The 13,404-nt window shown below is 58.7% G+C and carries 15 protein-coding genes; 11 read left to right on the plus strand and 4 right to left on the minus strand.

Annotated features, from left to right (window positions below):
* From HNR03_RS01845 to HNR03_RS01870, 6 genes are read left to right on the plus strand one after another with little or no spacing between them, the layout of a single operon-like run.
* Positions 1 to 414, plus strand: a complete 414-nt coding sequence (locus tag HNR03_RS01845; protein WP_259150378.1) for a TIGR03750 family conjugal transfer protein — start codon at positions 1 to 3, stop codon at positions 412 to 414.
* Positions 411 to 1,052 (plus strand): PFL_4703 family integrating conjugative element protein, encoded by a 642-nt coding sequence (locus tag HNR03_RS01850; RefSeq protein WP_259150379.1) that lies wholly within the window; start codon positions 411 to 413, stop codon positions 1,050 to 1,052. The genes HNR03_RS01845 and HNR03_RS01850 overlap by 4 nt, the downstream gene beginning before the upstream one ends.
* Positions 1,049 to 1,861: a TIGR03749 family integrating conjugative element protein gene (locus HNR03_RS01855; RefSeq protein WP_259150380.1), complete on the plus strand. Its 813-nt coding sequence runs from the start codon at positions 1,049 to 1,051 to the stop codon at positions 1,859 to 1,861. The genes HNR03_RS01850 and HNR03_RS01855 overlap by 4 nt, the downstream gene beginning before the upstream one ends.
* Positions 1,851 to 3,368, plus strand: coding sequence for a TIGR03752 family integrating conjugative element protein (locus tag HNR03_RS01860; protein WP_259150381.1), 1,518 nt, complete (start codon positions 1,851 to 1,853; stop codon positions 3,366 to 3,368). The genes HNR03_RS01855 and HNR03_RS01860 overlap by 11 nt, the downstream gene beginning before the upstream one ends.
* A complete protein-coding gene (locus HNR03_RS01865) occupies positions 3,331 to 3,747 on the plus strand; it encodes a TIGR03751 family conjugal transfer lipoprotein (RefSeq protein ID WP_259150382.1) in 417 nt (138 codons plus the stop codon). Before HNR03_RS01860 ends, HNR03_RS01865 begins: the two co-directional genes overlap by 38 nt.
* Entirely contained in the window at positions 3,747 to 6,494 is a 2,748-nt protein-coding gene (locus tag HNR03_RS01870) for a conjugative transfer ATPase (RefSeq protein ID WP_259150383.1), read from the plus strand. Before HNR03_RS01865 ends, HNR03_RS01870 begins: the two co-directional genes overlap by 1 nt.
* 24 nt (positions 6,495 to 6,518) lie before the next feature.
* Here the strand turns inward: HNR03_RS01870 and HNR03_RS01875 are convergent, their stop codons facing one another.
* From HNR03_RS01875 to HNR03_RS01885, 3 genes are all read right to left on the minus strand, one after another.
* Positions 6,519 to 7,265 carry a zeta toxin family protein gene (locus HNR03_RS01875; protein WP_259150384.1) on the minus strand — a complete coding sequence of 249 codons (747 nt, stop codon included), beginning with the start codon at positions 7,263 to 7,265 and terminating at the stop codon, positions 6,519 to 6,521.
* Positions 7,262 to 7,510 carry a hypothetical protein gene (locus HNR03_RS01880; protein WP_017529804.1) on the minus strand — a complete coding sequence of 83 codons (249 nt, stop codon included), beginning with the start codon at positions 7,508 to 7,510 and terminating at the stop codon, positions 7,262 to 7,264. The genes HNR03_RS01875 and HNR03_RS01880 overlap by 4 nt, the downstream gene beginning before the upstream one ends.
* Positions 7,511 to 7,695: 185 nt before the next feature.
* Positions 7,696 to 7,953: a LasR-specific antiactivator QslA gene (locus HNR03_RS01885; protein WP_082339956.1), complete on the minus strand. Its 258-nt coding sequence runs from the start codon at positions 7,951 to 7,953 to the stop codon at positions 7,696 to 7,698.
* A 158-nt stretch (positions 7,954 to 8,111) separates the two neighbouring features.
* Here HNR03_RS01885 and HNR03_RS01890 point away from each other — a divergent pair, with 158 nt between their 5' ends.
* The 5 genes from HNR03_RS01890 (at position 8,112) to HNR03_RS01910 (ending at position 12,678) form a co-directional block, all read left to right on the plus strand.
* The gene (locus tag HNR03_RS01890) at positions 8,112 to 8,366 is read left to right on the plus strand and encodes a helix-turn-helix domain-containing protein (protein WP_047703579.1); all 255 of its coding nucleotides are present in this window, start codon (positions 8,112 to 8,114) and stop codon (positions 8,364 to 8,366) included.
* 115 nt (positions 8,367 to 8,481) lie between these two features.
* Positions 8,482 to 9,438: a TIGR03756 family integrating conjugative element protein gene (locus HNR03_RS01895; RefSeq protein ID WP_259150393.1), complete on the plus strand. Its 957-nt coding sequence runs from the start codon at positions 8,482 to 8,484 to the stop codon at positions 9,436 to 9,438.
* Positions 9,439 to 9,470: 32 nt separating this feature from the next.
* A complete protein-coding gene (locus HNR03_RS01900) occupies positions 9,471 to 10,817 on the plus strand; it encodes an integrating conjugative element protein (protein WP_259152064.1) in 1,347 nt (448 codons plus the stop codon).
* A 3-nt stretch (positions 10,818 to 10,820) separates the two neighbouring features.
* The gene (locus tag HNR03_RS01905; protein WP_259150394.1) at positions 10,821 to 11,129 is read left to right on the plus strand and encodes a hypothetical protein; all 309 of its coding nucleotides are present in this window, start codon (positions 10,821 to 10,823) and stop codon (positions 11,127 to 11,129) included.
* Between the two features lie 10 nt (positions 11,130 to 11,139).
* Positions 11,140 to 12,678, plus strand: a complete 1,539-nt coding sequence (locus HNR03_RS01910) for a conjugal transfer protein TraG N-terminal domain-containing protein (RefSeq protein WP_259150395.1) — start codon at positions 11,140 to 11,142, stop codon at positions 12,676 to 12,678.
* Here HNR03_RS01910 and HNR03_RS01915 read toward each other — a convergent pair.
* Positions 12,671 to 13,081: a DUF3742 family protein gene (locus tag HNR03_RS01915; protein WP_259150396.1), complete on the minus strand. Its 411-nt coding sequence runs from the start codon at positions 13,079 to 13,081 to the stop codon at positions 12,671 to 12,673. The two genes, HNR03_RS01910 and HNR03_RS01915, sit on opposite strands and share 8 nt — an antisense overlap.
* Positions 13,082 to 13,404 lie beyond the last annotated feature (323 nt).

A 13,404-nucleotide genomic window follows, 5' to 3' on the forward strand; every position in this document is an offset into this window, starting at 1 on the left:
ATGAACGACGCTATCGAACGTCTTGCCGACGGCACCTTGGTCTTTCTGCCGGAGCGACTCAATCGTGATCCCGCCGTGTTACGCGGCTTGACCAATGATGAGATGTGGGTAGCGCTCGGTGCTGGCGCACTCATCGGCCTGGTCCTGGGTGTACCGCTGGCGATTGCCACTGCCTCCATTGCCGTGGCGCCGACCAGCATGATCGCAAGTATGGCGGTGGTGTTATTGGCCGGTGGTTCGCTGCTGCGGCGGGCCAAACGGGCTCGCCCCGAGACCTGGTTGTACCGCAAGCTCGAATGGATACTCGCCAGCCGTTGGCGCCTGGGACGCGGCAGTTTGATTCTCCACTCCGGCGCCTGGACGGTTCGCCGTTCGCGTCGACTGCGCCCTGCCCTGTCCCGGTGGCAACCATGAGTCGTTTTCGGAACAAGGTGGACGCCCAACAAGCCCATATCTTCAGCCTGCGTCTGGCGGTAGTGATCCTTGCCCTGGTCTGTGCCGGGCTCTGGTACGGCTGGCGCTCAGCACCGACCGATCTGACCGTGCATGTACCCCCGGATCTGCGCTCGGGCAGCACGCGCAAGTGGTGGGATATCCCCTCGGAGAATGTCTATGCCTTTGCCCTGTACATCTTTGGTCAGCTCAACCGCTGGCCCTCGGATGGCGAGCAGGACTATCGCCGCGCCATCTATGGCTTGCAGTCTTACCTGACACCCTCCTGCAAGGCCTTCCTCGATGGCGACTACGAGTACCGCAAGGCCGCCGGCGAACTGCGCCAGCGGGTGCGTGGGGTCTACGAAATTCTGGGCCGAGGCTATAGCGAAGATCCGGAACTCAGGGTCAAGCAACTCGATCGCGATAGCTGGCTGGTCAAGCTCGACCTCAACGCCGATGAGTATTACGCCGCCGAACCGGTGAAACGGGTGGTGGTGCGTTATCCATTACGCGTGGTGCGTTTTGATCTGGACCCCGAACGCAATAAGTGGGGGCTGGCACTGGATTGTTATCAGGGCACTCCGCAAAAAATCTCCCTGCCTGGAGTTGAGCCATGAAGCGGATTTCTACCCTGGGACTCACCGTCGCACTGATGCTATGGGGAGCTGCAGCGCAGGCCGTCGAGCTGATGCACTGGGAACGCCTACCCCTCGCGGTCCCGCTGGTGATCAATCAGGAGCGAGTGGTCTTTATCGATGAGGATGTTCGAGTCGGCGTGCCCTCAACTCTAACGGGCAAGCTGCGCGTGCAATCCACCGGTGGCACGCTGTACCTGCGCGCGTCGGAAGCCATTGCCCCGACTCGACTGCAACTGCAATCGGTCGCGACGGGCGAGATCATCCTACTGGATATCGCGGCTTCGCCTGGTGATCTACCGCTGGAGCCCGTGCGCATTCTCAAGAATGCTCCGGTGCAGGCTACCGAGACGGAATCTAGCACCGCCCTTGTTCCAGATCGTACGCCGATCCCAGTCGCCTTGACGCGCTACGCCGCACAGTACCTGTACGCGCCGCTGCGCAATGTGGAGTCTCTGCCCGGTGTACGCCGCACCCCGCTGAAACTTCGCACCGAACTGTCGACTCTGCTGCCCACCGAAAACGTGTCCAGCACGCCCATCGCTGCCTGGCGACTCGGTGATTACTGGGTGACGGCGGTGAAGTTGCGCAATCGTGGTCCAGAAACGGTGCAACTCGATCCGCGTCGGCTTCAGGCCAAGCTATTCGCCGCGACCTTCCAGCACGCTTTCCTCGGACCTGTCGGCAACGCTGAAGACACCACGATTGCCTACCTTGTCACCCGCGGTGGCGGCCTTGAACAAGCCGTGCTACTCCCGCCCATTGCGCGAGGTGCTGACGATGAAAGCTAACGCCTTGCTCAAATGGCTGGTACCGGCTGCGCTGCTGGCCGTGGTGTTGATCATCCTGAAAAGCTGGGTCGCGGGTGGCAGCACGCCCTCTCCAGAGCACCCAGTTGATCAGGGCAATATTCGTTTATCCGCCGAGCAAGCCAAGTCGCTCGGCATTGCTGGCGATACCCCACGCGACACGGTCGCTACCCTGATCGGCCAGGTGAAGGCCATGCGCAACGATATGCTCGGTTTGAAGAAACACAATGACTCACTGCAGACGGAAAACAACCGCCTACGCGAGCGGGAAAACAGTGTCGATTCGCGTATCCAGACGGCGCTTGGCAGCGTAACCCAGCAGGTCGACGAAGGCCGCCGTCAAGCCAACGAAGCAAGACTCAAGGCTGAACAAGACAGTCGCCAGGCCCGTGGTTTGCTGACGCAATTACAGGACCAGTTGTCGGGACTGACCGGCAAAGGCAAGGACATGCCGATCGGATTGGGGCTTGAGCCCGGCGACGGTGCTCAGTTTGAAGGGCAGCACTCTGCCAATGATGCGCTGCAGTGGATTGAACCCTCGGATGCTCCGTCCACCGACGCCCGAGGCAAAACCAAGACCTCCTCCGCACTGAGTCTGCCGACCGCTTTCAACCCACTGGAGGGCTTGAACGATAACGCCATTGATCGCAGCCAGAAACAGCTACGTGTAGTCACCCAGGGTGAACGTGACCTGACAGGATCCGCTGACCGTACCGAAGGCGCGAAGCCGATCTACACCATTCCCGAAAACGCCACGCTAATGGGCTCGGTCGCCATGACTGCGCTGATCGGCCGAGTCCCGGTGGACGGCACAGTGAATGACCCCTATCCCTTCAAAGTGCTGGTCGGCCCCGAGAACCTGACGGCCAACGGCATCGACCTGCCGGACGTCGCGGGCGCCGTAATGAGCGGCACGGCGTCCGGTGACTGGACCCTGTCGTGCGTGCGCGGACAGGTCGAGTCAATCACCTTTGTGTTTATCGATGGCACCATCCGCACGGTGCCTCAGCCGAAGGCGGTCGCCAGCCGCACTGCCTCCACCACTCAGAGTTCGAACACCGACAAGATCCGTGGCGGACTCGGCTACCTGTCCGATCCGTATGGCATCCCGTGTATCGCCGGCGAGCGCCGCTCGAACGCTCAGCAGTACCTCGGCAGCCAGAGCCTGATCACTGCCGCCGGCGCCGGTGTCACCGCTCTGCTCGGGGATGAGCAGAACAACAGCAGCGTGATCAGTTCGGGCGGCAATACGCTCGGGGTCACCAGTAGCAGTGGCAATAGCGCACTGAATTCAATTCTCAGTGGTGGGGTCAGCGATATCCGCGAGTGGGTCAACAAACTGTATGGCGAAGCCTTTGCTGCCGTGTACGTGCCACCTGCAGCACAGGTCGCCCTGCACCTCGACCATGAGATCACCATCGATTACGAGCCCAAGGGCCGGAGCGTTCGCCATGAAAAAGACCATGCCTCTCTGCCTGACCTGGATTAGCGTGTTCTGCTGGGTTCTGGCGGGGTGTTCCACCGACAAGGACACGCTGCTGCCCCATGGCGAGCAAACCATGCTGGACATCTGGAACGGCGCCGGGTCGCAAGGCACTCAGCAGCAACTGCTGGATGCTCGGCAGCAGTTACGCCGCCCGCTGGCCCAGGCAGATTTCTCCGTTGCTCTCCAGGAGCCGTACACGCGCACAGCGGCGAACGAGATCCGCAACCTGTTCCCTCGCTTGCCCAATCCCGATCTGGTGCTGTACGTGTATCCGCATTTGAGTGGTACCGAGCAGGCACCGGTCCCGGGTTACTCGACCGTCTTTCCGTTCTACCAACGGGTGCAGTACGCATTGCCGGGTGAACGTCAGGAAGACTTGTAGTGCGTACCGGCGATTCGGGCAGCCGCACTTCTGCGTGGAAAGCCTGGCGCCACCCATTGCGCCTGCGCGCCACCTTGGCCGATGAAGCTGCACTGTATGCACACAACCCTAGCTTCACCGATCATCTGCCTTGGGTCGAATACCTGGACACCGAGCAGTGTTTTCTACTGGATGACAATCGCTCGGTGGGGGCGGTGTTCGAGTTGCTGCCCATCGGCACTGAAGGGCGCGAACCCGATTGGTTAATGGCGGCCCGCGATGCCCTTGAGGATGCCCTGCAGGACAGCTTTGACGAGCTGGATCAAGCGCCTTGGGTGGCGCAGTTTTTCTGCCAGGACGATAACGACTTCACCCCCTACCTGACCCGGCTCACCGATTATATCCAGGACAGCGCGCGAGCCACGGTCTTCACCGAGGCGTATTTAGAGCTCAGCCGCCGTCATCTGAAGGCCATCGCCAAGCCCGGTGGTCTGTTTGAGGATAAGGTGGTGACGCGCCTGCCCTGGCGCGGCAATAACCGCCGGGTGCGCCTAGTGGTCTATCGCTGGCTTGAGTCTGACGCTGAGGAGACAGGACTCAACCCGGTGCAATCCCTGCATCAGGCTTGCGAACGTATTGCGGCTTCGTTGCAGGCATGCGGTGTGCAATCGACGCGAGTCGATGGGCGAGGCTTGTATGCCTGGTTATTGCCCTGGTTCAATCCGGCGCCCAGGCTCACCAATGAAGCACCCGAGGCGTTCTATCGCCGCGTGGCCTATCCGGAGTCAGGTGATGGCGAGTCGCTGGAACTGCCCTTCGATCATGACTTTGCCGAACGGCTATTCTTCAACGAACCGCGTTCGGATGTGCAGCACGGGGTCTGGTTTTTCGACGATCAGCCCCACCGCGTGATGGTGGTGGACAAACTGCGCCGGGCTCCCTTGATTGGTCAACTCACAGGCGAAACCCGTAAGGGCGACGCAGTGAATGCCCTGTTCGACCAGTTACCCGAAGGCACGGTGATGAGCCTGACCCTGGTGGTCAAGCCGCAGGACGTGCTCGAGGATCAGTTGAACCGCCTGGCGCGCAAAGCCATCGGTGAAAACCTGGCCTCGACCCAAACCCGCCAAGATGTTGAAGAGGCTCGTGCGATCGTCGGTCGCCAGCACAAGCTGTACCGCGGCACCCTGGCGTTCTACGTGCGCGGTCACGATAAGCAGCAATTGCACCAATACTCGGTCAGCCTGGCCAACGCGCTGCTGGGTGCGGGCCTGCAACCGGTACACGAAGGCGATGAAGTCGCCGCCTGCAACAGCTACCTGCGTTGGTTACCGATGGCTTACAACCCGGCCCGCGACACGCGCAACTGGTACACGCGTTTGATGTTTGCCCAGCACCTGGCGAACCTTGTTCCGGTCTGGGGCCGCAGCACGGGCACCGGCCACCCCGGTATCACCCTGTTCAATCGTGGTGGCTCGCCGTTGAGTTTTGATCCGTTGTCACGTCTAGACCGGGCCATGAATGGTCATCTGTTGTTGTTTGGCCCCACCGGCGCCGGCAAATCGGCGACCCTGGTCACCTTACTGATGCAGGTCATGGCGGTGTACCGTCCTCGCCTGTTTATCGTCGAGGCTGGCAACTCATTCGGCTTGCAGGGCGACTACTGCGCGACACAGGGCCTGTCGGTCAACAAGGTCCAATTGAAACCTGGTGCCGCGGTCAGCCTCGCCCCGTTCGCTGATTCTTGGCGCCTGGTCGAGCAGCCGGATCAGGTGGCGAGTCTGTCGATCGATGAGCTGGACGATGAGGCGGTAACCAGTCGCGAAGACCAGCGCGATGTGCTCGGCGAACTGGAAATCACCGCCCGGCTGATGATCACCGGCGGCGAGGCCAAGGAAGAGGCGCGCCTCAGTCGAGCCGATCGCAGTTTGATCCGCGAGTGCATTCTCGACGCGGCGCAGACGTGCGTCACGACGGACCGTCAGGTGCTGACCCGCGACGTGCGTGACGCGTTGCTGCGCGTCGCCGCCGACCCGCATTTGCCAGAGAAGCGTCGCGAGCGAGCCCAGGAAATGGGCGAGTCCATCGACCTGTTTTGTCAGGGTTTCGAGGGTGAACTGTTCGATCGCGAGGGCACGCCTTGGCCCGAGAGCGATGTGACCATTGTCGATCTGGCCACTTACGCGCGCGAAGGTTACGAGGCACAGATGTCCATCAGCTACATCAGCCTGATGAACACCGTGAACAACCTTGCCGAGCGCGACCAGTACCTAGGCCGCCCGATCATCATGGTCACCGACGAGGGCCATATCATCACCAAGAACCCGCTGCTGGCGCCATTCGTGGTCAAGGGCACCAAGATGTGGCGCAAGCTCGGCGCTTGGTTCTGGCTGGCGACGCAAAACCTTGCCGACTTCCCCACGGCTGCGCAGACCATGCTCAACATGATCGAATGGTGGATTTGTTTGAACATGCCGCCCGCGGAAATCGAAGAGATCGCACGGTTCAAGAAACTCACGCCGGCACAGAAAGCCTTGCTGCTCTCCGCCAGTAAGGAGCCGGGTAAATACACCGAAGGTGTCGTGCTGTCGAAGAAGCTCGAAACGCTGTTTCGGGCCGTGCCGCCTAGTCTTTATCTCGCCCTGGCCATGACGGAGCCCGAGGAGAAAGCCGAGCGCTGGACACTCATGCAGGAGAACGGCTGCTCGGAGCTGGAAGCGGCGTATCGGGTAGCGGAACGGATCGATAGAGCGCGAGGAATTAAGTGAAACGGAGCTGATCCTAGGTTTCGATCAACCCGGCAGCAAATCCTTGAACACCTTCTCCACGTAGGCTTGCATGAACCAGTCAGGGATCTCATCAGCCCTGAATTCAAGGTCAGTCCCGTCCGTTACTTCAGCGAGCAACACCAGATCAGCGCCGGAGTTGTCAAAGATATAAGCCCGGTTCGAGGCTGCGATGGCTGCTGGCAATAGGTTCAGGCAACGACCGTAGCGCTGCACAATTTTTTCCGTGGGGACTGGGTGCCCACCTGCCGCAACACGGTTCTTGACCCTGTTGATATTGATGTCAGGATCTTCAGTGGCGACAAAGTAGAGGTAGGTTCGATATCCCGACGCTTTTGCCTTAAGCATAAAAGCGACTTTGTCCTCGCTAGACATCACCGTTTCGAAGGTGAAAGACAACTGGGCTTCAAGGAGCTTGTGCCGCATGAAATCAGAGAGCACGGAAGCAAAATAGGAGTTCATCGCGACGGACTGGAAATTCAGGCCGTTATTGCTGAAGCCTATTTTGGATGCCTCCTCAACGAGCTGGGTCGACCGAATCAGTCGGTGCGCCTTGATAAAGCCGAGAACCTCGTCACCTTCGATTTCCAGTTGAAAATCGCTGAACTCCAGGCGTCCGCCCTCTTTGGCAGCCCTTTCGATTTCATCCGGGTTGATGTAGATCCCGATCAGGTGGGAAGGGACGGCACTTTTCATTGTGCTTTTACCGGAACCATTAGGGCCGGCAAATACCCTCAGCCGAGGGACGGTCATGAGCAGCGGTGCACCTTGATAATCCCGCCCAAGGTCACTTTATGCTTGGGCTTGGCCACTCGAATAACCTTGTGCTTACCGTCGGCAGTCGTCTCAACGAGCTTGCCGTCCATGACCTCCATCACGCTGCGTCCGGCCGCCAGCGCGTTGATATAGGCCGTATTGATCGCACCTTCAGCCATAGCTGGTATTTTACCCTCCAGTCGGCTCACCAGATCGTCACTCAACACTTGGTCGGCTTTCATATCGCGCTCCACGTTCTCAGAGCGTGCAGAATCTGCACTTATCAGAATCCTAGCTACGTAAATCTGTTTATCACAGACCAACGCCACTTCTGTCAGATCTCCATTCTAGAGGAATGGAGCCTGGAACCATACCTTCCAGTAAATTTTCCCGTGTAGGCCATATCGTCAGGGTTGGAGCCGCACGGCTACGGTGAAACGCCTTGAAGCCGTTGCTGAATTCTCAATAAAAATCCTGCTTCGAAAGCATCCTGAGATTCTCCTGCCGGACAAGTCTTACGTGCCTGCGCCAGTTCCCACCACAGCGGTACGTCACCAGGTGTATTAAGCCAGGCCTGGGCGCATTGCACGCCACGTTCGATCATAGGCGCAAATTCGCTGCCCCACGGCGTCAGAAGACTCGGGCAGCCGTCCGCCGCCGGAATTGAAACGTAATTTTCGTCCATAGACACCTTAGCTTTCGATTATTTATAAATGCTCGGTCTGTTCTAAGCAGCATAGAAACAGAATTGACACTCGGCTTAAGCATCAAAAAAGCCCGAATCAGAGCCAATGTAGACTATATCCCGTGGATTGAGAGTCCCTCAAGGCGCAGTTTGCGCGCATGACTCAAGACTACGAACAGCTTCGTCTGCAACTGGCGGAAAACATCCGCTCGATGCGGCGTGTGAAGAACCTTACCCAGGAGCAATTGGCGCTCATGGCCGAGGTGGATCGTACCTATGTGAGTCAAATCGAACGGGGGGTAGGCAATCCGTCGTTATTGGTCCTATGCAAACTCGCCAACATTTTCGAGATCAAAACGGATCAGCTGCTCATTGAGTCTGACGTGCTTGCTCGTACACTGAGCGCTGAATGACCATCTGCTGATCTAGAAGATCGTTATAAACCGACAATCCTGCGTTCGGCTTTCTCACTGACACCCCTCTCTCGATTATTGAACCTGTCCAGGCCATACACCCAGAGCCTGGATCATGTCTGCTGCCCGCCCGCACATTTCGCCCCAGAAATTACATCCGTTGGTGCTGAGCATTCTGCTGGCATCCGGGTCAAGCGTAGCGTTGGATACCGGCAACATTACCGCCTCTGTACTTTCTCCAGACTGCCTCGAGTACAGAGTCGTCGGCATCTGCTTTTGGTTGCTCTGCACCCCCTTCGGCTGCACGGTTAAAACCTCAACCAAGGTTCGTCACTTCATTCCTGAGCTGGTGGTCTCGAGCTATGCCACCACCGGAGCCAATCCTTGGACCGAGATGGCCGCCCTATCCTCCCCTATCAGTGGTGCGGAAGGAGGCGGTAACCTGATCACGCCGAACACCCAGCGCGATAACCTGCCTCGTTTCAAAAACGTTGATGGCATCGGTCACCCGGGTGGATGGGCCGCCACGCACCTGGCCTCGCAATCTGGTTACGCATGCGTCAGCGGCGCCACGGCATTCTTGCCCTACTACCTGAGCACTTTGGACTCACTGGCCTGGCGCCATGGCATCCCGGAAAGCCTTTACCCAGAATCGCTTGTGCCGGGGATCCGTGAAATCGGTCGTCAGCTTGCGGGAAACATGTGGGGCAACGTCTATCCCCGGCAAGGATTTTTGGTGCAACCCGACGACTTCAAAGCCGCTGCGGTGATGGCGCAGCGAGCGGGTGATGTCATTACCCGCAACTGGCAACCGCACGTGTATGTCCCGCTCACACCCGTACCACGCGATGGTTATTGGCCGCCAGGCCCAATCGTTGAAAACAACGCTTCGACCCACAAATGGCAATTGCTCTCCCCCTTGGTTCAGCCAACATGCGCCATCTTCCCTAGCGATCCGGTCCAGAGCGCGGACGGCGGCTACGCCTGGTCGTTGTGGCGTCCCTATAGCTGCTGCAAGCGTGAGGGGCAGACCTTCCTGTTCAGCATCGACTTCGAAGGCGGTGCGTCATGAGTTGGTTTTTCACGCAACTACGGTTTGGCGTGATGAGTCTGTTGCTCTGTGGACTGCTGGCCATTGCGTCCCATGTCCCCGCCGCCGAGGATAATTACCGGCTGGGCACGCAGGGCGAAGTGCTCGACGACCGGGTGATGTACACCATCGGTGGCGGTTCAGCAGTCGGCTCACCGAGCTCGCTTTACCGACCCAGCGGTCTCGGGGTCGGCGGGTCCTGGCGAGCCAACATGATGTGCGGAAACATGAGCCTCACCAATACCCTGCAGAACCAGTTGAACGGCGTCACCGAAGGTTTCCAGCAGATCATGGGCAGCGTTGTACAAAACGCGACCCAAGCGGTGATGTCGCTGCCAGCGTTGATCATCCAGCGCGCCAATCCCGGCCTTTATGAGTTGCTCAGTAACGGGGTGTTGCAGGGGCGTATCGACTTCGACCGTTCCAAGCTGACCTGCCAGGCCATGGCCGAAAAGATGGCAGACAAGGTCGGTCAAGCCGGCTGGGGCGCACTGGCCAAGAACCAGGAGATGCAGGGTAATCTGGAGCAAACCGGCGGTGATGCAGTGGCCGCGGTAAAAAACACCGAGGCTCGTAATGGCGATAATGGGGTGTCCTGGATTGGCGGTTCGAAGGCAGGAGGTAATGGGCAGACACCCATTCGAGTGACCGCCGACGTGGTGCGCGCGGGCTATAACCTGCTGCATAACCGGTCGGTGGATGACAGCACCTCAATTAGTAGCAGCGACTGCCTGGGTGGGGCTATTTGCCAAACATGGAATTCACCCCAAGAGGAATCCGAATGGGCCGTTCGCGTGTTGGGCGAGAGCGAAGTCTCGACCTGCGACACCTGCGAAACCCTGCGTGCGACCGCTGGCAGCGGATTGACGCCGCTGATCCAGGAAGCCTACAGCGAACGCCTTAAAGCCCTGCAAGGGTTGCTGTCTGGCTCTCTGCCGCTTACCCCAGACAATCTGGCTAAAGCCTCCAGCTCAATGCTGCCGGTGACACGAGGTGTGGTTGAAGCTCTGCGCGACGATCCTGATCAGGATGTGTTGGCGCAGCGCCTGGCCAGTGAGACGGCCTTGTCCAGTGTACTCGACAAGGCACTGCTGCTACTGCGCACGCTGCTGGCGGGCAGTCACGAACCGAACATCGCCTCCGCCGAGCCGGCCCAAACCGCCTTGACGAAAAACATTGACGCCCTGGAGCGCGAAATACGCCTGCTACAAACCGAACTGCAGGTCCGGCAGATGCTGGCCACCAACACCGCCAGCCTGGTGCTTGATCGGCATGCCGGTGGTGCCGGTGCTTCGCGTACCGTCGAGCAAGGCGACCCCGAGCCCGGTCGACTCCGTGATGCTGACGCCAGGCGCAAGTGAGCCATGAAACGCTCACCGCGATTCACTTTACTTTCAGGTCTGGGGATTGCCACGGTGATGATTCTGGCCGCCGCACTGGTCGCCTGGATCGGCCGCACTGCGCTGGGTAGTTTCGAGGCCTGGCAGCAGGCATTCGAATCCTTACGGCCCTATCTGCGATGGTGGCGTGCCCTGCTCTACGGCGCCCTCTCTGCGCTCTGGTGGGATCTGCTTCGGCGCTGCCGACATCGACCACAGGATCGACTGCGCGTGAAACGCATCGGGACACTAGGGCTCGTGTTCTTTATCTGCGTCGAACTCACCCGATTGTGAGGTCACCACCATGCTCATGAGCACCAACAGCTACCTGGAGTTTTACCTCTCGCTGCTGGCCTGGATCATCAACAACGGCCTCTGGAGTGTCCTGTCCGACACTGGGCTATTCGCCGCGCCCTTTGGTGCAATCATCTTGCAAGAATGGTTGTCGGCCCGTCAGCAAGGCGCGGATGAAGGTAACAAGGGATTGCTCTCGGTACCGCGGATAGAGAACCGGTTGTGGCTGGCCTACATCGTCGTGTTATTCGGTTGCGCGCCGGTCTTTCCGTTGAGCCTCACGTCAATGGCGTTCGATGATGCGACGAGTCAACGCTGCGGCGTGAGCGTGGCTAAGCCAGCGGAAACCGCCTGGGGGACGACCTTCAATACCATTGGCGAACGCTCCGCCAACGTACCGATCTGGTGGTTTTTGGTGCATGCCTTGAGCAAAGGCATCACCGCGGCCGCCACCGCCTCCATACCTTGCGCACCGGATATTCGACAAATACGCATGGAGATTGACACATCGCGCATCGACAGCCAGGTACTGCTGCAGGAAGTCGCCGACTTCACTCGCGACTGCTATGGCTATTCCCGTTCTCGACTGTTCACTAACCGCCCACAGTTGGATAAGGCACAAAGTCATGACGCCTCTTGGATAGGCTCAAGCTATTTTCTCGACACGCCCGGCTACTACGATACGGATCGTTCACGCACACCGCGCGTCGACTGGCCCTATGATGAAAACCGCGATGTCTCCTTGCCTCGGTTAGAGAATGGCGCGGGCTACCCCACCTGCAAGCAGTGGTGGAGCGACAGCGGTGTCGGCTTGCGCGGGCGCTTGATCGAGCAGGTCGATCCTTCACTGCTGACTCAGTTGAAAGGCTGGTTGACTGGCCGCTCAAGCAACGAGATCGAAGACGCTACCTTGCGCGAACTGGTCAGCCCGCGCCAACAATCAATGTCCATGTCCCCAGGACAGGTCTATCAGGACTATGGCTCCAGTGCCCGCGGTGGGTCGATCAATCAGGGGCTCAATAACCTGGCGACCAACACTGGGCTGGCCCTCGGTTCCTTCAGCAACTTCCCGGCAATGAATGCGCTACGCGCCGCCCTGCCGATGGTGCAGGCTTTCTTGATCATGGGTGTCATCATCAGCTTGCCGCTGATCCTGCTGGTCAGTACCAACCAGCTAAAGACCGTCATGACGGTGACGTTCGCACTGTTCACGCTGCACATGCTCACCTTCTGGTGGGAGTTGGCCCGCTGGGTCGACTCCAGCATGCTCGATACCTTGTACAACCAGGTGTCGGCGTCCAATCAGGTGCTGTTGTCGCTGCCGACATCCGGATTTATGGATGGAACGGTCACGGCGCAAGTGATTGAGTATGCGATGGGGGCAATGTTCTTGGTTCTGCCAGGTCTATTTCTGGTTGGTATGAGCTGGGCAGGCTACTCAATTGGCAGCAGCCTTGAAGGGATGCTAGGAAGTGCAAGCAAGGCAGCGCATGGCGCGGCAGGCAAAGGCACAGATCAGTTGATGGGTGCTACGAAGAGGATCATCTGATATCACTATTCGATGATTTGGAATGACCGATGTAATGGCCATTATCGTCGTAATAGCCTAGATAGGAGTTGGCCCCTAAAAAATCTGGTCCTGGATCATTGCCGTCAAGATCCGCGTCAATAGCAGCCTTGGACACCAGAAGCCCAATTACAGCGATCATCGTCACTACAGAAGCGACCAGCCAGAAACCGATAAAGAGCAATCCAAGGACTAATGCCAGCTTCGTAACCAGAAAGCTCCCGCGAACCAATAGCCCACCGGCAGGCATACCCGCCGCCACCGCACGCTTGGCTACACGAGATTCAAACCCTTTCAACCTGCGATAACCACGTTTGGCCGACATACCGCATGCATATGCCCAGCGGTGTGCACGGGAAATTTGAACTGGCTGCTGAGCCGGCATGATTGCGACCTCTTCTGAGAGTATTCCTGTGAAAATCGAGAGTACAGCCTACTACTGAAAACCGCCCACGCTTAACCGTTTATCAGCTTGCTCGGTCTAAAACTCTTCACTGGAAGACAGAAGACGCAGCTCGTGTACCAGCGCCTCTATGGCCGTTGACCCATCCATATCATCCAGCTACATAGAGAGTACGGATCGCTGTTATCGACAGCACCTTCCCAGGTAGCCAGAGCCTTCAAAGCTACGTCACTCAGGTGATGGCTCCCCCCAAGTGCGATTAGCGTTCGGTGGCTCGCACGATCATCGTTTTATACGGTGATGAA

Origin of the sequence: Pseudomonas sp. JAI111 (assembly GCF_024809425.1) — a bacterium.
In the GTDB taxonomy this organism is placed as follows: Bacteria; Pseudomonadota; Gammaproteobacteria; order Pseudomonadales; family Pseudomonadaceae; genus Aquipseudomonas.

Bases quoted from the DNA above. Each gene is read 5' to 3' on its own strand.
- HNR03_RS01845 (WP_259150378.1), top strand. From the start codon at position 1: ATGAACGACGCTATCGAACGTCTTGCCGACGGCACCTTGGTCTTTCTG.
- HNR03_RS01905 (WP_259150394.1), top strand. From the start codon at position 10,821: ATGAAACGCTCACCGCGATTCACTTTACTTTCAGGTCTGGGGATTGCC.
- HNR03_RS01850 (WP_259150379.1), top strand. From the start codon at position 411: ATGAGTCGTTTTCGGAACAAGGTGGACGCCCAACAAGCCCATATCTTC.
- HNR03_RS01895 (WP_259150393.1), top strand. From the start codon at position 8,482: ATGTCTGCTGCCCGCCCGCACATTTCGCCCCAGAAATTACATCCGTTG.
- HNR03_RS01880 (WP_017529804.1), bottom strand. From the start codon at position 7,510: ATGAAAGCCGACCAAGTGTTGAGTGACGATCTGGTGAGCCGACTGGAG.
- HNR03_RS01875 (WP_259150384.1), bottom strand. From the start codon at position 7,265: ATGACCGTCCCTCGGCTGAGGGTATTTGCCGGCCCTAATGGTTCCGGT.
- HNR03_RS01860 (WP_259150381.1), top strand. From the start codon at position 1,851: ATGAAAGCTAACGCCTTGCTCAAATGGCTGGTACCGGCTGCGCTGCTG.
- HNR03_RS01865 (WP_259150382.1), top strand. From the start codon at position 3,331: ATGAAAAAGACCATGCCTCTCTGCCTGACCTGGATTAGCGTGTTCTGC.
- HNR03_RS01900 (WP_259152064.1), top strand. From the start codon at position 9,471: ATGAGTCTGTTGCTCTGTGGACTGCTGGCCATTGCGTCCCATGTCCCC.
- HNR03_RS01890 (WP_047703579.1), top strand. From the start codon at position 8,112: ATGACTCAAGACTACGAACAGCTTCGTCTGCAACTGGCGGAAAACATC.
- HNR03_RS01855 (WP_259150380.1), top strand. From the start codon at position 1,049: ATGAAGCGGATTTCTACCCTGGGACTCACCGTCGCACTGATGCTATGG.
- HNR03_RS01885 (WP_082339956.1), bottom strand. From the start codon at position 7,953: ATGGACGAAAATTACGTTTCAATTCCGGCGGCGGACGGCTGCCCGAGT.
- HNR03_RS01915 (WP_259150396.1), bottom strand. From the start codon at position 13,081: ATGCCGGCTCAGCAGCCAGTTCAAATTTCCCGTGCACACCGCTGGGCA.
- HNR03_RS01910 (WP_259150395.1), top strand. From the start codon at position 11,140: ATGCTCATGAGCACCAACAGCTACCTGGAGTTTTACCTCTCGCTGCTG.